The organism is Ursidibacter sp. B-7004-1, assembly GCF_053654055.1.
Genome location: NZ_JBSIUP010000015.1, coordinates 40865 through 62050 on the forward strand (window position 1 = coordinate 40865; position 21186 = coordinate 62050).

The following is a 21186-nucleotide window of genomic DNA, read 5'->3' on the forward strand; positions in this document are numbered from 1 at the left end:
CGGTCTATTCTTGAAGAAAATTTACAAATTTCATTATTCTTGTCGGAGTAGTTATATTTTCTCTTTTTTCCATACCCAAAAAAGCAATTTTATGCTTTAATACAAGCAATTTTCTCAACACAAAATAAGGTGTAAAAATGAGTTGGATTGAAAAAATCTTAGGGAGAACCTCTTCATCTTCAACGAGTAAGTCAAAAATTCCAGAAGGGGTTTGGACAAAATGCACAAGTTGTGAACAGGTGTTATATACCGAAGAATTAAAACGCAATATGCAAGTTTGCCCGAAATGTGAGCATCATATGCGTATTGATGCACGTACTCGTCTAATCTCGTTATTAGATGGAGGTTCGACAGAAGAACTTGCAGCAGATCTTGAACCGCAAGATATTTTAAAATTTAAAGATCTCAAAAAATATAAAGATCGTTTAACAGCAGCCCAAAAACAAACTGGCGAGAAAGACTCTTTCATTGTCATCACAGGTAAGTTATATGATATGCCAGTGGTAACGGCGTCATTTAATTTTGAATTTATGGGCGGATCAATGGGATCAGTGGTTGGAGCAAAATTTGTGCGTGCAGCAGAATATGCCTTAGAACATAATGTGCCTTTCATCTGTTTTTCTGCATCAGGTGGTGCTCGTATGCAAGAAGCACTTTTCTCGTTAATGCAAATGGCAAAAACCAGTGCAGTATTAGCAAAAATGCGTGAAAAGGGTGTGCCTTTTATTTCGGTATTGACAGACCCAACCTTAGGCGGTGTATCAGCAAGTTTGGCTATGCTAGGCGATATTAACATTGCAGAGCCAAAAGCCTTGATTGGTTTTGCTGGGCCGCGTGTTATTGAACAAACAGTGCGTGAGAAATTACCAGAAGGTTTCCAGCGTAGCGAGTTTCTCCTTGAGAAAGGGGCGATTGATATGATCGTTCATCGTAAAGAAATGCGTGATACGCTAACTCGTTTAGTTGCTAAATTAACGAATCAACCAACGCCATTTAAAACGGGCGACTTAGTTGAAGCTGAAGAGATTCAGTCAGAAGAATTAGTACAGTCAGAAGAAGCATAAATGACAACGTTGATTTCACCAAAAGCCACGGATTCATTGGAAACGTGGCTTTCCTATTTAGAAAAAAGCCATTTCAAACCGATTGATATGGGGCTTGAGCGTATTCGTGATGTTGCGTTAAAGCTAAATTTACTTAATCCAGCACCTTATGTCATTACCGTTGCAGGTACGAATGGTAAAGGTTCAACTTGTAAATTACTCGAAACAGCACTCTTAAAAGCAGGCTTGCGTGTTGGCGTGTATTCTTCACCACATTTAATTCACTACAATGAGCGTGTAAGAATTCAAGGACAACCAGTAAGTGATGCTGATTTTATTCAAACCTTTGATTATATTGAGCAACATAAATCACAGTCTTTAACTTATTTTGAGTTTGGAACTTTGGCTGCATTTGATCTATTTCGCCGAGCTAAACTAGATGTTGTGATTTTGGAAGTGGGGTTAGGTGGGCGTTTAGATGCAACAAATATTGTTGATCCTAATTTTGCGGTGATTACGTCCATTGATATTGACCATATTGAATTTCTAGGCAACGATAGAGAAGTGATAGGGAGAGAAAAAGCAGGAATCTTCCGTCAAAATATCCTAGTGGTGATTGGCGAACCTGATTGCCCAGCAAGTATCTTACAATATGCAAATAGTTTAAATTGCCCAATTTCTCGCCGAGATGTTGATTGGAAATTTTCTATCGAAACCAACCGCTTATATTGGCAGTCTGCAAATGTTAATTTAGATTTACCATTGCCTAAAATCCCAGTGCCAAATTGTGCAACTGCAATTGCCGTACTTACCCAGTTACCTTTTGCGATAACTAACGAGATTTTGCAACAAAGTATTGAGGAAACTCAAATGGCAGGGCGTTTCCAAATGCTAACACAGCAAGATTTTGCAAAATTTTCACAGAAACCACCGCTTGCACAAGTGATTGTTGATGTAGGGCATAATCCACACGCTGCACGCTATTTAGCAGACCGCTTACAAGCGTTAAAACAACCACAATCGAAACTATATGCCGTATTTAGCGTATTAGTTGATAAAGATTTATCTGGTATTGTGGAGCCGTTATCGACTTTAGTGGATAAATGGTATTGTGCAGGATTAGATGGCTATCGTGGTCAGCGTGGTGAACAGGTACTTGAAAAACTAAATGGTGTATTGTTTGATGCAAATACAGTGAGTTTTGATAGCGTTGCTCAAGCGAGTGAGAGTGCATTTTTGCAAGCCAGTAGCCAAGATATTATTTTAGTCTTTGGCTCTTTCCATACTGTTGCTGATTTTATGTTATGGATAGAAAAATAAGATTATCTACTTATTTTAAAATATAACCTTATCTATCATAAAAATAGACAAGGTTATTTTATTTTTACCGCTCAATAGTCTAAGCCAATTTCCCCAAAGCCCATTCTAATCCTGATTGGAAATCATCGGTTAAAAGCGGTTTAAATTCTTTCAGGTAGTGAGCAAGTTCTGTTTTGTCTGTATGGCATAGGTTGATATGCCCAACCTTTCTGCCTGCTCGAACTTCTTTTCCATACCAATGAAGTTGGCTAAATGGTACGTTTAACCACTCATTGTTATGTTCAATGCCGATTAGGTTTATCATCACACTTGGTGCGATAGGTGTTAAAACTGGCGTAGGCAAATCTAACAAGGCACGAAGATGTAATTCAAATTGGCTAATTGAACAGCCTAGTTGTGTCCAGTGTCCGCTATTGTGTACGCGAGGGGCAAGTTCATTGATAAGCAATTTATCGCCTACCACAAAACATTCCATCGCCATTACCCCAACATAGTCAAGTTCATTCATAATTGCAGATAACATTTTCTCTGCTTGTTGTTGGAAAATTTGTTGGTTTGGTAAAGTTAAATTCATTACACTGTAACGCAAAATGCCATTCTGTTGTAAGTTATGTGTAACAGGATAAAAACGGGTTTCACCATTACGGAAACGTGCACCTACTAGAGAAACTTCACCATCAAACGGGATAAATTTTTCTGCAATTACTTCGCCGAATAAATCTGAAGTAATTTGTTCTACGTTTTCAGGGGTAACAATCCATTGTCCACGTCCGTCATAGCCACCAGTACGGCGTTTTACTACCACTTTTTCACCTATATTAGTAAAGACTTGTTGCCATTGTTCTGGTGATTCTAGTAATTGCCAAGGCGAAGTGGAGAGCTGCAATTGATCGAGTAGTGATTTTTGCGTTAATCGGTCAGCTAAACGCCCGAATACCGATAAATTCACAAAATTCTGATGGTTGCCGAGTAATTGTGTAAGTGGAGTATCAGCCCAGCGTTCAATTTCTGCGGTAATTAAACTATTAGGTTCAATGTCGAAAACAGGGGCATCAAAGGCTAATGGACGTACGTCAATATCTAAAGGTGCTCCAGCGTAGCGGAGCATTCTGCCTAGTTGTCCATTTCCTAATACATATACAGTTGGGTAAGTAATACTTTTTTGCATTGTTATTTCTCATTGTGTCAAGCGGTAGGTTTATTCAGTTTTTTTGCAAAAATTTGAATAAATCTAACCGCTTGTAGAAGTTTCAATATGTTTCAAGTTAAAAATAGTTAGCCAAAGGTTGATCTAATGATTGATTGAGTAGCACTAATAGCTTAATTCTAGCTTTTTGTCCGCTTAACCCTTTGGTAAAAATAATACCTTGTTGTTTGAGCTGTTTGCCACCGCCAAGATAATCATAGACATCTTGAGTAATGCCGTTAAATGCACGAGAAACGAGAACCACAGGAATTTTGGCGTCTAAGAGTTTTTGCACCCCTGATAAGCAGGACGGTGGTAAATTGCCGGCACCCAGTGCTTCAATCACAACGCCATCGCATTGATGTTGTGCCAGTTGTTCGAGTAAAAAACTATCCATTTCAACATAGGCTTTGACAAGCTGAACATTACGTTTTGTTAAGCGTTCAATTGGGAAATGTTCATATTGTGAAAGATGTTGAAAGTAAATCACTTGGTTTTTGGTGACTAAACCACAAGGTCCAAATGTCGGTGTTTGGAATGTAGCAACATTGGTTGTGTGTGTTTTTGTTACAAATTTAGCGTGGTGAATTTCATCATTCATTACCACGAGAACGCCTTTATTTTGGCTTTCGTCAGACAGGGCAACTAAAATAGCACTTTGCAAGTTGATTAAACCATCTGCACCTAGTTCATTACTTGAACGCATAGCTCCTGTGATCGCAACAGGAACTTTGGTATTTAAGGCTAAATCAAGAAAGTAAGCGGTTTCTTCAAGTGTGTCAGTACCGTGCGTGATCACAATTCCATCGAATTGTTCCTCTTGGACTGCGTGTTCAATACGTTCTTTTAGTATCTGCCAGTGATCCAATGTGATATGAGGAGAGGGGACGTTCAGCAATGATTCTTGGTAAAGTTTTGCTGGGTGATTAAGTTTATCCAATGCGGCAAGTAATGGATTTTTAGCGGAAGGGGAAACTTTTCCATCTTCCCCTTCACTCATAGAAATCGTACCGCCTGTATGAAGAATCAGTAATTTCTTTGCCATTTCTTATAACCTATTCAACTCTAGGATCTGGATTATCCAACACGCTTTGTGTTTGCTGTTGGCGGAATTGATGAAGTTTTTGTGCAAGTTCAGTGTCAAAAGTAGCAAGAATTTGAGCCGCTAGTAATCCTGCATTAGCTGCACCTGCTGGGCCGATCGCTAATGTGCCGACTGGAATACCTTTTGGCATCTGGACGATAGAATAAAGACTATCTACACCACTTAACATTGAGCTTTTTACTGGCACACCTAATACTGGTACAATAGTTTTAGCCGCAATCATTCCCGGTAAATGAGCTGCACCACCTGCACCTGCAATAATCACTTTATAGCCATTTTTTTCAGCATTTTCTGCAAATGTGAAAAGTTTATCGGGTGTTCTGTGTGCGGAAACCACTTCAACGTGGTAGGGAATTGCAAAATTTTCTAAGATTTGCACCGCTTCCGACATTGTTGCCCAATCACTTTTTGAACCCATTACAATTGCAATTTCAGCTTTTTTCATTTTTCTAAACCTTTAAGTCAAAATAATGTGATTAGCATATCACAAAAGGCAAACGGTTGCTTTAAAAAAGTGCTTATGCTTAAACCCTTCATCACTATTTGTGGATAGGTAAAAATAGACAAAATAGGTATATTTTGTTATCTTGATTGCAAATTTATCTACATTTTTTCAACAAATTTTAAAAGTTGTTAGAAATCAAGTAGATAGCATTAGCTAGTGATGGTGTTTGCTTAAGATGAAACAGATGATATTGAGAGTTTGTTTGATCTAAAGCAAATATCATTGTTGGTTTTTGTTTAATATTTTAGCAAACGAATAAGTCATTATTGGCTTATGTTTTATTATTTAACTCACATAAAAGGAAAAGACTATGTCAGAAATTTTACGTAATGACGTAGATCCAATCGAAACACAAGATTGGTTACAAGCACTTGATTCATTAGTTCGTGAAGAAGGAATTGAACGTGCACAATATATCGTTGAGCAACTTATTGATAAAGCACGTTTAAAAGGCGTTTCATTACCAACAGGAACAACCACTGATTATGTAAATACAATTTCTGTGGACGAACAACCTGCTTATCCAGGTGATAAAGAAATTGAACGCCGTATTCGTTCAGCAGTACGTTGGAATGCGATTGCGATGGTGTTACGTAGCCAGAAAAAAGATTTGGATTTAGGCGGACATATCTCAACTTTCCAATCAGCAGCAACAATGTATGAAGTGGGTTATAACCATTTCTTTAAAGCCGCAACAGATAAAAACGGTGGCGATTTAATTTTCTCTCAAGGTCACGCAGCACCTGGTATTTATGCTCGTGCATTTATTGAAGGTCGTTTAACAGAAGAACAATTAGATAATTTCCGTCAAGAAGCCTTCGTAGATGGTTTATCTTCTTATCCACACCCGAAATTGATGCCAGAATTTTGGCAATTCTCAACAGTATCTATGGGGTTAGGTCCTGTTAATGCAATTTATCAAGCTCGTTTCTTAAAATACTTAGAAAATCGTGGCTTAAAAGATACATCAGATCAAAAAGTATATGCATTCCTTGGTGATGGTGAGATGGACGAAATCGAATCTAAAGGTGCATTAACGGTTGCAGGTCGTGAAAAATTAAACAACTTAATTTTCGTGATTAGCTGTAACTTACAACGCTTAGACGGCCCTGTAAACGGTAACGGTAAAATCGTTCAAGAATTAGAAGGCTTATTCAGCGGTGCAGGTTGGGAAGTGATCAAAGTATTATGGGGAAGTGGTTGGGATAAACTCTTCGCTAAAGATACATCAGGTAAACTTGCACAGTTAATGATGGAAGTGGTTGATGGCGATTACTTAACTTTCAAATCTAAAAATGGTGCTTACGTTCGTGAACACTTCTTCGGTCGTTACCCAGAAACTGCGGCATTAGTAGCAGATATGACCGATGATGAAATTTGGCATTTACGCCGTGGTGGCCACGATTCAGAAAAAATGTTTGCAGCATTTGCTAAAGCACAGAAATCAGATAAACCAGTGGTTATTTTATCACATATGGTTAAGGGCTATAAAATTCCTGAAGCAGAAAGTAAAAATACTGCACACCAATCGAAAAAAATGTCATACGAAAGCCTTAAAGGTTTCCGTGACTACTTCCACCTACCATTAACTGATGAACAGGTTGAAAATTTAGAATACATCAAATTTGCAGAAGGTTCACCAGAATACAAATACTTACACGAAAGACGTCAAGCATTAAATGGTTATACACCTAAACGTACGCCGAAATTTACCGTAGATTTCAAAGTACCTGCACTAGAAGAATTCCAAGCATTACTTGATGCTCAACCTCGTGGTATTTCAACCACAATGGCATTCTCTCGTGTGTTAAATACCTTATTAAAAGATAAAAATATCGGTCAGCAAATCGTTCCAATTATTGCCGATGAAGCTCGTACTTTCGGTATGGAAGGTTTATTCCGTCAAATCGGTATTTACAACCCATTTGGTCAAAACTATGTACCATCAGACCGTGATTTAGTTGCTTACTATCGTGAAGCAAAAGATGGTCAAGTATTACAAGAAGGTATCAATGAGTTAGGTGCAACAGCATCTTGGGTTGCAGCAGCAACATCTTACTCAGTGAATAACTTACCGATGATCCCATTCTTTATCTACTACTCAATGTTTGGTTTCCAACGTGTAGGCGATATGATGTGGTTAGCAGGTGACCAATTAGCACGTGGCTTTATGATCGGTGGTACTTCAGGTCGTACAACTTTAAATGGTGAAGGTTTACAACACGAAGATGGTCATAGTCATATTCAGGCTGGTGTTATTCCTAACTGTGTAACATACGATCCAGCATTTGCATTTGAAGTTGCAGTTATCGTACAAGATGGTATTAACCGTATGTATGGTGAGAAACAAGAAGATGTGTTCTATTACATCACAACCTTAAATGAAATTTATGATCAACCAGCAATGCCAGCAGGTGCAGAAGAAGGTATCCGTAAAGGTCTATATAAATTTGAAACCGTTGAAGGTAAAGGTAAAGGACACGTTCAATTATTAGGTTCTGGTGCAATTTTACGCCACGTTCGTGAAGCGGCTCAAATCTTAGCGAATGATTATGGTGTAACTGCAGACGTATTTAGTGCTCCATCATTTAATGAGCTAGGTCGTGAAGGTGCAGATGCAGCACGCTGGAACTTATTACACCCAACAGAAACCCCACGAGTACCGTATGTTGCTCAAGTCTTAGCAGACTTACCAACGGTTGCATCAACAGACTATATGAAACTATATGCAGAACAAATTCGTGCATACGTTCCAAGCAAACACTACCACGTGTTAGGTACTGATGGTTTTGGTCGTTCAGATAGCCGTGAAAACTTACGTGAACATTTTGAAGTAGATGCACGTTATGTTGTTGTTGCAGCGTTATCACAATTAGCGAAAGAAGGTACGGTAGAAGCGAAAGTTGTTGCTGATGCAATTACTAAGTTCGGTCTAAATGTGGATCGCATTAACCCGTTATATGCGTAATCATTAAGGGCGTTTACAACGCCCTATAATTTGATTTTTGGAGAAAGATAAAATGTCAAAACAAATCAATGTACCAGATATCGGTAGCGATGAAGTTACCGTTACAGAAGTAATGGTAAAAGTAGGGGATACCATTGCTGTTGATCAAAGCATTATCAACGTTGAGGGTGATAAAGCATCAATGGAAGTTCCAGCACCAGAAGCAGGCGTGGTGAAAGAAGTATTAGTAAAAGTAGGTGATAAAGTCTCAACAGGTTCGCCTATGCTTGTATTAGAAGCGGGTGCAGCTGCTGAGCCAAAAACAGCAGAAGCGGCGGCAGCACCTGTTGCATCAGCACCTACGGCAAGTGCAGTTGTTGATGTAAATGTGCCAGATATTGGTGGCGATGAAGTAAACGTAACCGAAATTATGGTTAAAGTGGGTGATGTTGTAACTGTTGATCAATCAATTATCAACGTGGAAGGCGACAAAGCATCAATGGAAGTGCCAGCACCAATCGCAGGAACGGTTAAAGAAATTTTAATTAACGTTGGCGATAAAGTATCAACAGGTTCATTAGTAATGCGTTTTGAAGTTGCAGGTGCAGCCCCAGTTGCATCTGCATCAGCAGAAGCCCCAGCGCCACAAGCGGTAACATCAGCAGTACAAGATGTAAATGTACCAGACATCGGTGGTGATGAAGTAAACGTAACCGAAATTATGGTTAAAGTAGGCGATGTAGTAAGCGTTGATCAATCAATTATCAACGTAGAAGGCGACAAAGCATCAATGGAAGTGCCAGCACCAATCGCAGGAACGGTTAAAGAAATCTTAATTAAAGTTGGCGATAAAGTATCAACTGGCACTTTAATTATGAAATTTGAAGTGGCAGGTGCAGCGCCAGCTCAAGTTCAAGTAGCTCCAGCACCAGCAGCTCAACCACAAGCGGTAGCTCCTCAAGCAGCACCAGCACAATCAGGTAATGTATCAGGTTTAAGCCAAGAGCAAGTGGTTGCAAGTGCAGGCTACGCTCACGCAACACCAGTTATTCGCCGTTTAGCTCGTGAATTTGGTGTGAATTTAGATAACGTGAAAGGTACAGGTCGTAAAGGTCGTATTGTTAAAGAAGATATTGAAGCCTATGTGAAAACGGCGGTGAAAGTATTTGAAGAAGTGAAATCAGGTAAAGCACCAGCAGGTACAGGCGTTGCAAATGGTGCAGGTTTAGGTCTATTACCTTGGCCGAAAGTTGATTTCAGCAAATTTGGTGAAGTAGAAGAAGTTGAATTAAGCCGTATCAATAAGATCTCTGGTGCGAACTTACACCGTAACTGGGTAATGATTCCACACGTTACACACTTTGATCGTACAGACATCACCGAGCTTGAGAACTTCCGTAAAGAGCAAAACAAACTGGCAGAAAAACAAAAACTTGATGTGAAGATCACCCCAGTGGTATTCATTATGAAAGCAGTAGCGAAAGCATTAGAAGCCTATCCACGTTTCAATAGCTCAATTTCTGAAGATGGTCAAAAACTAACAATCAAGAAATATATCAATATTGGTGTGGCAGTAGATACACCAAATGGCTTAGTTGTTCCAGTATTTAAAAACGTGAACAAAAAAGGCATCATCGAGCTTTCTCGTGAGTTAATGGAAGTATCGAAAAAAGCTCGTGATGGTAAATTGTCAGGTTCTGATATGCAAGGTGGCTGTTTCACTATTTCAAGTTTAGGTGGTATCGGTACAACTCACTTCACACCGATTGTTAATGCACCAGAAGTTGCAATTTTAGGTGTATCTAAATCTGAAATGGCACCAGTTTGGAATGGTAAAGAATTTACGCCACGCTTAATGCTCCCATTATCACTTTCATTCGATCACCGAGTGATTGATGGTGCAGATGGTGCGAGATTCTTAAGTTATATCAATGGTGTATTAGCGGATATTCGCCGTTTAGTAATGTAATAGAGGGAAAGCGGTTAGATTGATAAAAAAATTTGCAAAGATTTTTTAAAAACTGACCGCTTATTTTCTATTCTGTGATCTTGTTCTCGTTACAAAATTGTTAAAACCGTTAGAATAGCGGTATGGTTAAGAGAAACAATTTACTTCAGAGGTAAAAATGAGCAAAGAAATTAAAACTCAAGTGGTAGTACTTGGTGCTGGTCCTGCTGGTTATTCAGCAGCATTCCGTTGTGCAGACTTAGGCTTAGAAACAGTATTAGTTGAACGTTATTCAACATTAGGTGGGGTATGTTTAAACGTAGGTTGTATTCCTTCTAAAGCATTACTTCACGTAGCAAAAGTGATTGAAGAAGCGAAACACGCAGAGCATAACGGTATTACTTTTGGTGAACCAACTATTGATTTAGATAAAGTTCGTGCGGGTAAAGAAGCCGTTGTATCTAAATTAACAGGTGGCTTAGCAGGTATGGCTAAAGCTCGTAAAGTAACAGTGGTAGAAGGTCAAGCAACATTTGCAGATCCAAATACTTTAGTGGCTCGTGATCGTGATGGTAATCCAACAACAATCAAATTTGATAATGCGATCATCGCAGCAGGTTCTCGTCCAATTCAATTACCATTTATTCCACACGATGACCCTCGTGTATGGGATTCAACAGATGCACTTAAATTAAAAGAAGTACCAAAAAGATTACTCATTATGGGTGGTGGTATCATCGGTTTAGAAATGGGTACGGTTTACAATGCGTTAGGTTCAGAAGTTGAAGTTGTTGAAATGTTTGACCAAGTAATTCCTGCGGCAGATAAAGATGTTGTAGCAATTTATACCAAACAGATTGAGAAAAAATTCAAACTAATGCTAGAAACTAAAGTAACTGCGGTAGAAGCTAAAGATGATGGTATCTATGTTTCAATGGAAGGTAAAGCGTGTAACGATACTAAACGCTATGATGCGGTATTAGTTGCTATCGGTCGTGTGCCAAATGGTAAATTACTTGATGCAGGTAAAGCAGGTGTTGAAGTTGATGAGCGTGGTTTCATTCACGTTGATAAACAAATGCGTACCAACGTACCACATATTTTTGCTATCGGCGATATTGTTGGACAACCAATGTTAGCACACAAAGGTGTTCACGAAGGACACGTTGCAGCGGAAGTTATTGCAGGACAAAAACACTATTTTGATCCAAAAGTGATCCCATCAATTGCTTATACTGAGCCAGAAGTTGCTTGGGTAGGTAAAACAGAGAAAGAGTGTAAGCAAGAAGGCTTAAACTATGAAGTCGCTAAATTCCCTTGGGCTGCTTCAGGACGTGCAATTGCATCTGAATGTTCAGAAGGTATGACCAAACTTATCTTTGATAAAGACACACATCGTTTACTTGGTGGTGCTATTGTAGGTTCAAATGGTGGTGAATTATTAGGTGAAATCGGTCTAGCAATCGAAATGGGTTGTGATGCAGAAGATATTGCACTAACCATTCACGCTCACCCAACATTACACGAATCAGTTGGTTTAGCAGCTGAAGTATTTGAAGGCTCAATTACCGACCTTCCAAATCCAAAAGCGAAGAAACGTTAAGTAAATGTAGCTAATTAGGGTATAGTAGATAAAAAAGTTGATTTTTTTAGACTATACATCTATTAAGTAAAAGAGCTGGTGTTATGATTTGACAATGACTACCAGCTCTTTCTATTCAAAAAAAATCTAGAGCAATGTACAAAAGTATGAAAAAGAGATCGCTAAAACCTTATAGTACAAGGCTTTAACGCACTTTTTTGAAAATGAACAAAAAACTTGTCCTTTTTGCCAAAATCAGAATATAAAGAAGCACGGTACACAAAATAACGCTCAACGTTATAAATGTCATTGCTGTAATAAAACATTCACCTTTCAACATAAATAAATCCTGCTGATATTTGGCAAGATTATTCGCAAGGAAAACAGACATTCAAAGAACTTTCAATTAAATATAAATGCTCAGTTAAAACTATTCAGCGATATATTGATAAAGCCCCTAAAACTGCATTAAAAACGCCTATTTCAACACATTTAAATATTATTATGGATACCACTTTCTTTGCGCGAGAGTTTGGCGTTTTGGTCATAATGGATAGCTCGAGTGTATTTTCCTTATAAACATAAAGGATTAAGAAGTGCTTTATCTAGCCTTAGATATGATGAAAAATATTTATTTACCTTCGAAAAGTACCCTGAATTAAATATAGAAAAAACGACAAATAGGCTTGAGGGATTATTTAGTGAACTTAAGCGAAAATTAAATAATCACAATGGATTAAGCAAAGAGCGTAAGATTATGTTTATAAAGGATTTTTTGAATAAGAAAAGCAATTAACGATCAAAAATATAATGGAGATCCCACACTTTTGTCCACTTGAAAAGAAAATGGACAAAATCCCACGTTTTTGTCCATTACACCGAATAAGATTTGAACTTAAATTGTAGAAGATCAAACTACCAGTTCGATCTTCTACAGTTGTTATGAACATTTAGGAGTGTATGCGGTTGGTACAGCTGTATATTTAAAGTTTTTTGTTATTCCTAATATATTCTGTGTGGCAGTTAAGTGCTTGTGACTCACTGTATTAAATTTTATACTAGAAAATCCACCTACAATAATAGCATGTAATTTAATTTCATTTGCTCCTATTGTTTCTAATTTATAGCGTTCAATTTTGACAAACTCTCTAATTAAATCTCCAGAACCTTTTTGTTTTTGCTCTGCCTGATTTGCTATATATTCAACTAGTTGTCCTAAGTTTCCTTTATTCTTAGTTTTATAATTGTTGAATTTATCACAGCTATAGCGATATAAAGTCGCTGAACCGTCCGGTTTAATTTGCATAATATTAGCAATATCGTCTTTAGGTTCCATAGCCCAAAACTTATTGTAAATTCTAGAGGACAGTGTAGTAGAATCAAAATAATAGTTTGTTGTTGGAGCAATACAGGAGGTTAAAGATAGGGTGAAAAATAATGGGAGTAGCTTAATTTTTTTCATAGATCTTTCTTTTTTCGATATTTAAAAATAAAGGCTGAAATACCGTCAGCCTTAAACATTTTATTATAAATAGAACTTCTCAACAAAATTCAACTGATCGTCTAGTTTTAACACTAATGGCTGACCTGTTGGGATTTCGAAATCCATAATTTCTTCATCAGAAATACCGATAATATGTTTTGCTAATGCACGAAGTGAGTTACCGTGAGCAGTCACAAGAACACGTTTACCTGAAAGTAGAGCAGGAGCAATTTGATCTTCCCAGAATGGTAATACACGCTCAAGTGTAATTTTTAAGTTTTCCGCATTTGGAACAACATCTTTCGGTAAGTGTGCATAACGGCGGTCGTTATGTGCTGAATTCGGATCTTGTGGATCTAAATCTGGTGGTGAAATATCATAAGAACGACGCCAAATATGAACTTGCTCATCACCATATTGTTCAGCGGTTGCTTTTTTGTCTAAGCCTTGTAATGCACCGTAGTGACGCTCATTTAAACGCCAGTTTTTTACTTGTGGAATCCATAGTTGATTAGATTCTTCTAACACAATATTACAAGTTTTGATTGCACGAGTTAAAACAGAAGTGAAAGCGATATCAAACTCATAGCCTGCTTCAAGTAATTTCTTCCCTGCTGCTTTAGCTTCTTCAACACCACGTTCCGTTAAATTCACATCACGCCAGCCTGTAAATAAATTTTTAGCATTCCATTCACTAAAACCGTGACGAATAAATACTAATTCCATAAGTTCTCCTATTAAGAATGTAAATTGAATTTGAAACCCGCTCTTTATAGCAAAAATTTGCCTGTTTTAAAATATCATCAATGATAATCTTTATACGAAAGCTGATTTTTCGCAAAGAAAGATTAATTTTTTAGGAGTTTAATGTCAAAAGATAGGTATTTTACCTATCTTCAGATTATTGACAAAGTCTTTTTTCATTCGGACGCACTCAGTGCGTCCCTACAAGAAAAATTATAACTGATTGAAAAATAACAAATTTTATTTTGTTGTGTAGGGACACACTGCGTGTGTCCGTTTATTGAATACAACAAATTAGGGTTTGTCATCAGTCTGAAGATAGGTATTTTACCTATCTTCTAAAATTATATAATTCCAATGTTAGAATAATCTAACTCACTGATAAGAGTATTCTGAATAAGAACAGAAACGCCTTTACTTGTGAAAGTAACATCTTTGCCTGTTTGTTTCATTGAACTTAGTGCATCATCAGCGGATGAGAATAATTCTTTAGAAAACAGTAGTTTATCATTATCTCCCGAATGAGAGTTAAAATCTCGGATAATGGTTCTTCCTTTAGATTGGCTACTAAACGCAAAAATATCATTTCCTACACCGCCGTAAACAAGATTTTGTCCAGCACCTGCAAAGATATAATCACCACCTTCAGCGCCGTAAATTTCATCGCTACCATTTTTTCCGATAAGAATATCATTTCCTTCACCACCGTGAAGTAAGCTACCATATTTATGATGAGCAGATAATTGATCGTCACCTGCTTTACCAAAAACCACTCTTCCTGTTAACGAATCATCGTTCTCCGTTCCTTCTATATGAGATTTATAGCCAATTTTTTGATTGCGTGACTTAATAAGATAACGATTATCTTGTAGATGATCTTCTTTAATGTCGTAAGCACTAATTAAACTGCGTAATTCCTTTGAAAATGAAATTTTTTCTACGTTATCAAGCTGTTTTAATCCTGTTCTTTCATTTGCATTAGCAAAGAGAGTTCCATCTTTTAAACGATAGAAATTCCAATTCAGTCTAGAACCATTTAAAATGATAGTGTCAATACCTGTTCCGCCATCGACTCGATCAAATCCTTCGCCTGTTTTGATTTTATCATTTCCGCCTCTAGCTTCAAGATAGTCGTGTCCTTTGCCACCTTCAAGCAAATTATTGTATTCATTCCCAATAATGAATGTAGAACGACCTTCGTTCATCTTTTGTTGTGGTTTATCTTTAACCCAAGTGTACCAACGATTTAAGGCTGAAAGATGGTCGATAATAATAGCACTATCTTTATGCATATAATCGTAAAACTCAGAATTAATGATACGATCAATCATATCGCTTCTAACTCCATCTGCGTGAGCAGACCAGCCACCTAATGTTCTATTAAGAATAGAGACTAGTTTTTGAGACCAGATAAAAGAGGCATAATTATTGTTAAAAGAAACGACATTATCTGCACCACTTGAAAACGCTTTATCCGGATTGACAAAAAAGCCTTGTAGATCTTGAATAGACTCTTTGAATGTATTTTTATTACCTAAAATTCGGTACACTGCATCATTTTCAAATCCCATATTAAAAATAACATCGGGATTATCATAGATATATGGCGAAGCATAGCCAAAATAGTTCGAATCTTTATAGAAACCGTCAGCGAGTATTTCTCTATATTTTGCCATTAGGTTAGTTAAGCCACCGCCTAAGCTATAACCGGTCACAAGAACGTCTTCTCCATTTAACCCTTGTGAAATGGCATACTCTTTTAATGTATTGAGCAGAGGTTCCATTGGTGGAACGACTTTACCCGAATTGAGATGGAAATAATCAGCAATATCTAATAAATCATTAGTACCACACCATACCATAGACACTTGTGTGATTTTGCCATTAGCGTCAGTTTTACCAAAAATTTTGGCTTGAGGGCCTCCAGTAATAAGCGGTTTTCCCCAAACGGGGCTTTCAAAAGTATAATAACCGAACTTATCTTTACTAGACTGCGGTAATCCTAGCTCGTGAGGTTCAATTTCTCGCCAATTTTTAGGTGGGGCGATATTAACTTTATTTGAATGGTAGCTACCGCTGATTGAACCTAAAAAATTTAATAGTTTGGCACCTGGTAGTCCCATAAAATAGGCAGCATTGGTATAAATGGCTAATTTAGAGCTTTCGCTTGCTAGGGTAGTAGCTGTTTTTTTATCAAAGTTTTTGTAATCAAAAAATCCCATAGAATCCTCATTATCATCAGAACTAGATAAATTGTACCTAATCAATATCTTGCCATAGAAGAAAATTTACAAAACAATGTGGATTATGAATGGGATATATTCAGATTATGGTTGATATATAAATACTTTGCGATTAAATAGATTCAAATTACAAAATTTTCACACTAACTCACCGCTTTCCTTTTACATTTTTTGCTAATTTCAGGTACAATCTGCCGATTATTTTTCTTTTAACTTACAACAAATAGGACATTCGCTGCCCTTATGAAAATGCAGAATATTCGTAACTTTTCAATTATTGCACACATTGACCACGGTAAATCAACGCTGTCAGACCGTTTAATTCAAACCTGTGGTGGTTTATCTGATCGAGAAATGGAGGCTCAAGTATTAGACTCAATGGATCTTGAGCGTGAGCGTGGTATTACGATTAAAGCCCAAAGTGTTACATTGAACTATAAAGCACAAGATGGTGAAACATATCAATTAAACTTTATCGATACACCAGGACACGTGGATTTCTCTTATGAAGTTTCTCGCTCTCTTGCCGCTTGTGAAGGGGCTTTGTTAGTTGTCGATGCGGGGCAGGGCGTTGAAGCTCAAACCCTAGCAAACTGTTATACTGCGATTGAAATGGATCTTGAAGTTGTGCCAATTTTAAACAAAATTGATCTGCCAGCAGCAGAGCCAGAACGTGTTGCGGAAGAAATTGAAGACATTGTTGGCATTGACGCAATGGAAGCAGTGCGTTGTTCAGCAAAAACAGGTTTAGGGATTGATTTAGTTTTAGAAGAAATCGTGGCTAAAATTCCTGCCCCAGAAGGCGATCCTGATGCACCTTTACAGGCACTAATTATCGACTCTTGGTTTGATAACTACTTAGGGGTAGTTTCCCTTGTTCGAGTTAAAAACGGCTCAATCAAAAAAGGCGATAAAATCAAAGTAATGAGTACAGGTCAATCTTACAATGTTGATCGTTTAGGTATTTTTACACCAAAACAAGTTGATACTGCTGAATTAAAAACAGGCGAAGTAGGTTGGGTTGTCTGTGCGATTAAAGATATTTTAGGGGCACCAGTAGGTGATACGCTGACTTCTCATCATCACTCTGCGACTGAAGCCTTACCGGGCTTTAAAAAAGTAAAACCACAAGTTTATGCAGGTTTATTCCCAATTAGCTCAGATGATTATGAAGCTTTCCGCGATGCGTTAGGTAAATTGAGCTTAAATGATGCCTCTTTATTCTACGAGCCAGAAAACTCAACCGCGTTAGGCTTTGGTTTCCGTTGTGGATTCTTAGGCTTATTGCATATGGAGATTATTCAAGAGCGTTTAGAGCGTGAATACGATCTTGACTTAATTACCACTGCACCAACCGTAGTTTACGAAGTAGAACAAACTAATGGTGAAGTAGTTTATGTTGATAGTCCATCAAAATTACCACCAATTAGCAATATTGCAGAAATTCGTGAGCCAATTGCAGAATGTAATATGCTTGTTCCACAAGAGTTTTTAGGTAACGTGATTACACTTTGTGTAGAAAAACGAGGCGTACAAACAAATATGGTGTATCACGGTAACCAAATCGCTTTAACTTACGAAATCCCGATGGGTGAAGTGGTACTGGATTTCTTCGACCGCTTAAAATCAACCTCTCGTGGTTATGCTTCATTAGATTACGGTTTTAAACGTTTCCAAACAGCAGATATGGTGCGTGTGGATATTATGATCAACGGTGAACGTGTTGATGCGTTAGCCTTAATCGTCCACAAAGCCAATGCACCATATCGTGGGCGTGAGTTAGTCGAAAAAATGAAAGAACTTATTCCACGTCAGCAATTCGATATTGCGATCCAAGCAGCGATTGGTAACCACATTATTGCACGTTCAACAGTGAAACAGTTGCGTAAAAACGTATTAGCGAAATGTTATGGTGGTGACGTAAGCCGTAAGAAAAAACTTTTACAGAAACAGAAAGAAGGTAAAAAACGAATGAAATCGTTAGGTAACGTGGAAGTTCCACAAGAAGCCTTCTTAGCGATTTTACATGTAGGTAAAGATTAGATTTTGTAGCCATTCTGCCCTCGTTTATGGGGGAAGTGGTTGAGCGTAGCGAAACCGAAGGGGGTAATTTTGCAAATTTTTGTGAAAATCTTACCGCTTGTTATCCCCTAACCCTACCCGCAGGGTACTTTCCCATAAGCGGGGTAGAATAATGAGTAAAGGAGAAAACAATGGCAAATCTTATGCCAATTATTTTTATCGCCATTTTATATGGCGTTTGGAAAGTGTTAGACGGAATGCAGCTGCCGAATACGATTTCAATTATTTTGGTTGCATTAGTTGTCATCTGTGGTGCATTTTTCGCATTCTACAAATTCAGTGCCGATCCACGCCGTAAGGCGAAAATCGCACGTGAAGAAAAACGCTTAGGCAGAGCATTAACAGAAGAAGAGTTAAAAGAAATCCAGCCACGCTCAGCAGTGGGTGAATTTTTCGCATCACTTTTTGGGGTATTATTCTTCGTAACAGTGCTACGTTCTTTTCTATTTGAACCCTTCCAAATTCCAAGTGGTTCAATGGAGCCAACTTTGCGTGTTGGTGATTTTTTAATTGTGAATAAATTTAGCTATGGCATTAAAGATCCGATTTGGCAAAACACTTTGATTGAAACGGGTAAACCACAACGTGGCGATGTAGTTGTCTTTAAAGCACCAAAACAACCTCACGTAGATTATATTAAACGTGTTGTTGCGGTTGGTGGCGATAAAATCAAATACGATTTTGCAACTCAACATTTGACTTTAACTCGTGGCGACACAGGCGAAGTAGTCACATTTACTTATAGCGACGCAAAACCAAACCCTGATTTCTTATATCACGGAGAAATGCAATTAGAACGTACTGAAACAGGCGATGTGACGCACCAAATTTTAAATAACCCACAACCGTTCAATTACGCCCCTTATTTTTACCAACAGGAAGGCTTACCTGCTGGCGAATGGCTTGTTCCACAAGGGCATTACTTTGTAATGGGCGATAATCGTGACAACAGCGAAGACAGCCGTTTTTGGGGCTTTGTACCTGAAAAGAACCTTGTTGGTAAAGCATCGGTGATTTGGTTAAGCCTAGATAAAAAACCAAATCAATTCCCAAGCGGACTACGTTTTGAGAGAATGTTTACATTTATCAAATAGTTAGTATTTCACATCCTAGTGATGTCTAAACGAAAAAGGTTTATTAGTAACCTAAAGGGCGAGTATGATCGCCCTTCAATTTTATACTATTAAGCCACTTCTCGATAAAGTGCTTGATATTGTTCAGCTACTTTTGTCCACCCAAAATCTTGAGCGAGAGCATTTTGACGTACGCTAGACCATAATTTTTGTTTTTTCCATAAATTGATAGCTCGTAGTGTGGCTTCCATAAAGTCATCTGCATCAGGGTGTTTAAAGACAAAACCTGTGGCAGTGCGGTTTTCAATGCTTTCTTTATGGCTATCATTGACCGTATCCGCTAATCCGCCTGTTTTACGCACAAGTGGTAGTGTGCCATATTTTAAGCCATAAAGCTGGGTTAAACCACAAGGCTCAAATCGGCTTGGGACTAAAATCACATCACCACCTGCAATAATTTGATGAGAAAGGGCTTCATCATAGCCAATTTTTAAGCCAATTTGTTGCGGATAACGGGATTGTGCGTAGCGTAATGCATTTTCTAAATCAGGTGAGCCACTACCAAGTACAATAAGCTGTACGGGGTGTTGCATTATTTCATCTATTTTAGCAAGTAAGAAATCCGCCCCTTTTTGTTCCGTTAAGCGTGTAACCATCACAAAGAGTAACGCATCTTTTTCTTCAGGTAAGCCAAAATAGCGTTGTAGTTCAGCTTTATTTTTCGCTTTTCCTTGCATATAACTGGCTCGGTAGTTTGAAATGATGTGATGGTCTGTTTCTGGGTTCCAAACCGTATCATCAACACCATTTAAAATACCGCATAAACGCCCTTCGGCTTGGCGTGTTTGTAATAGCCCGTGCATACCGCCACCCGCAATATGCTCAGTGATTTCTTGAGCATAAGTTGGACTAACAGTTGTAATTTTATCGGCATAGAATAAGCCTGCTTTTAAGTAGGACATTTCGCCATAAAATTCTAAGCCATAGGGAGAGAAAAATTCCCAAGGTAAGCCTAATTCAGCGAGATGATAGCCTTGGAAACGCCCAGGATAAGCAATATTATGGATAGTGAAGATACTTTTTACAGGGCTATGCCAGCTTTTCAAATAGGCACAAGCTAAACCTGCTTGCCAATCGTGTGCGTGTAAAATATCAGCACGTCCCCACCAGTGATCTAGCCCTTCAGCGAGTTGTGCTCCTAAGTAACTTAATAATGCAAAACGTTTATAATTATCGCCATAGTCTTGATAGTTATCATCATAGTAGGGTAAACGGCGATTAAATAAATGTGGGGCATCAATCACATAAACCCCTAAACCGTTGAAATAGGCAAAACGTAGCGTAACAATACCTGCAAAAGTTCCGATTGTTGCGACTTCTTGGGTTTCACCTATTTTTTCTGCAACTTGGGGGTAGAGTGGTAAAATAACACGCACATCATTACCCATTGCTTGTTGTGCATAAGGTAATGCACCGAGTACATCAGCCAAGCCACCTGTCTTAATAAGCGGATACATTTCTGAGCCAATATGTAAAATTTTCATTTCCTATTACCAAATTAAATGTGTAAAAAAATCAGCGGATCTTACCGCTTCAGATTATTGACAAAGTGTTTTCATTCGGACGCCAAGCGTGGCGTCCCTACAAAGAAAAACATAACCAATTGAAAAATAAACATTTTATTTTTTGTGTAGATACCATCTCAACTGTCAAGCACAAACAACATTATTTTGTGCTTGATATTGGCTCTGATGTTTCAATACACCAAAGCAAATATGGACGAGATGTCGCATTGCTGCTCCGATAGCTTGCATTTTCATCTTGCCCTTGGCAAGCAAGCGTTCGTAACAGCGTTTAATATCGGGATTATGTACTTTCGCAACAACTGCTGGTAGATAAAGCAACGCTCTTATCTTCGCGTTACC

Annotated in this window: 15 protein-coding genes and 1 pseudogene; 8 read left to right on the forward strand and 8 right to left on the reverse strand. The window is 38.1% G+C overall.

All coding sequences use genetic code 11. From position 1 onward, the window contains the following. Positions 1-137: 137 nt before the first annotated feature. Both accD and folC read left to right on the forward strand, forming a co-directional pair. Entirely contained in the window at positions 138-1064 is a 927-nt protein-coding gene (gene accD, locus ACWIW0_RS06625) for an acetyl-CoA carboxylase, carboxyltransferase subunit beta (RefSeq protein WP_454452697.1), read from the forward strand. Next, positions 1065-2363: a bifunctional tetrahydrofolate synthase/dihydrofolate synthase gene (gene folC, locus ACWIW0_RS06630; protein WP_454452698.1), complete on the forward strand. Its 1299-nt coding sequence runs from the start codon at positions 1065-1067 to the stop codon at positions 2361-2363. Positions 2364-2442: 79 nt separating this feature from the next. On the opposite strand, the gene purK is transcribed toward folC, so the two are convergent. The 3 genes from purK to purE form a co-directional block, all read right to left on the reverse strand. Beyond that, the gene (purK, locus tag ACWIW0_RS06635; protein ID WP_454452699.1) at positions 2443-3531 is read right to left on the reverse strand and encodes a 5-(carboxyamino)imidazole ribonucleotide synthase; all 1089 of its coding nucleotides are present in this window, start codon (positions 3529-3531) and stop codon (positions 2443-2445) included. Between the two features lie 97 nt (positions 3532-3628). Continuing rightward, positions 3629-4594 (reverse strand): asparaginase, encoded by a 966-nt coding sequence (locus ACWIW0_RS06640; RefSeq protein ID WP_454452700.1) that lies wholly within the window; start codon positions 4592-4594, stop codon positions 3629-3631. 10 nt (positions 4595-4604) lie between these two features. Further along, positions 4605-5099 (reverse strand): 5-(carboxyamino)imidazole ribonucleotide mutase, encoded by a 495-nt coding sequence (gene purE, locus ACWIW0_RS06645; RefSeq protein ID WP_454452701.1) that lies wholly within the window; start codon positions 5097-5099, stop codon positions 4605-4607. A gap of 370 nt (positions 5100-5469) precedes the next feature. On the opposite strand from purE, the gene aceE reads away from it, so the two are divergent. From aceE to ACWIW0_RS06665, 4 genes are all read left to right on the forward strand, one after another. Further along, positions 5470-8127: a pyruvate dehydrogenase (acetyl-transferring), homodimeric type gene (gene aceE / locus ACWIW0_RS06650; RefSeq protein ID WP_454446339.1), complete on the forward strand. Its 2658-nt coding sequence runs from the start codon at positions 5470-5472 to the stop codon at positions 8125-8127. A gap of 52 nt (positions 8128-8179) precedes the next feature. After that, positions 8180-10075, forward strand: coding sequence for a pyruvate dehydrogenase complex dihydrolipoyllysine-residue acetyltransferase (aceF, locus tag ACWIW0_RS06655; RefSeq protein WP_454452702.1), 1896 nt, complete (start codon positions 8180-8182; stop codon positions 10073-10075). A gap of 157 nt (positions 10076-10232) precedes the next feature. Beyond that, positions 10233-11657 carry a dihydrolipoyl dehydrogenase gene (gene lpdA, locus ACWIW0_RS06660; protein ID WP_157394457.1) on the forward strand — a complete coding sequence of 475 codons (1425 nt, stop codon included), beginning with the start codon at positions 10233-10235 and terminating at the stop codon, positions 11655-11657. 241 nt (positions 11658-11898) lie between these two features. Continuing rightward, on the forward strand, positions 11899-11982 hold the full coding sequence (locus tag ACWIW0_RS06665; RefSeq protein WP_454452710.1) for an IS1/IS1595 family N-terminal zinc-binding domain-containing protein: 84 nt from the start codon (positions 11899-11901) through the stop codon (positions 11980-11982). Between the two features lie 594 nt (positions 11983-12576). On the opposite strand, the gene ACWIW0_RS06670 is transcribed toward ACWIW0_RS06665, so the two are convergent. The 3 genes from ACWIW0_RS06670 to ACWIW0_RS06680 form a co-directional block, all read right to left on the reverse strand. Further along, positions 12577-13098 carry a hypothetical protein gene (locus tag ACWIW0_RS06670; RefSeq protein WP_454452703.1) on the reverse strand — a complete coding sequence of 174 codons (522 nt, stop codon included), beginning with the start codon at positions 13096-13098 and terminating at the stop codon, positions 12577-12579. 63 nt (positions 13099-13161) lie between these two features. After that, a complete protein-coding gene (locus tag ACWIW0_RS06675; RefSeq protein WP_157394725.1) occupies positions 13162-13845 on the reverse strand; it encodes a 2,3-diphosphoglycerate-dependent phosphoglycerate mutase in 684 nt (227 codons plus the stop codon). Positions 13846-14207: 362 nt separating this feature from the next. Continuing rightward, on the reverse strand, positions 14208-16085 hold the full coding sequence (locus ACWIW0_RS06680; protein WP_454452704.1) for a hypothetical protein: 1878 nt from the start codon (positions 16083-16085) through the stop codon (positions 14208-14210). Between the two features lie 270 nt (positions 16086-16355). Between ACWIW0_RS06680 and lepA the strand changes: the two genes are divergently transcribed. Continuing rightward, complete coding sequence (lepA, locus tag ACWIW0_RS06685; protein WP_454446622.1) at positions 16356-18149, forward strand: translation elongation factor 4; 1794 nt, start codon at positions 16356-16358, stop codon at positions 18147-18149. Positions 18150-18319: 170 nt separating this feature from the next. Further along, positions 18320-19282 (forward strand): signal peptidase I, encoded by a 963-nt coding sequence (gene lepB, locus ACWIW0_RS06690; RefSeq protein ID WP_454452705.1) that lies wholly within the window; start codon positions 18320-18322, stop codon positions 19280-19282. An 89-nt stretch (positions 19283-19371) separates the two neighbouring features. On the opposite strand, the gene glgA is transcribed toward lepB, so the two are convergent. Then, positions 19372-20805, reverse strand: coding sequence for a glycogen synthase GlgA (gene glgA, locus ACWIW0_RS06695; protein ID WP_454452706.1), 1434 nt, complete (start codon positions 20803-20805; stop codon positions 19372-19374). Positions 20806-20970: 165 nt separating this feature from the next. Then, a pseudogene (locus ACWIW0_RS06700) lies at positions 20971-21186 on the reverse strand (IS110 family transposase); the annotation flags it as partial.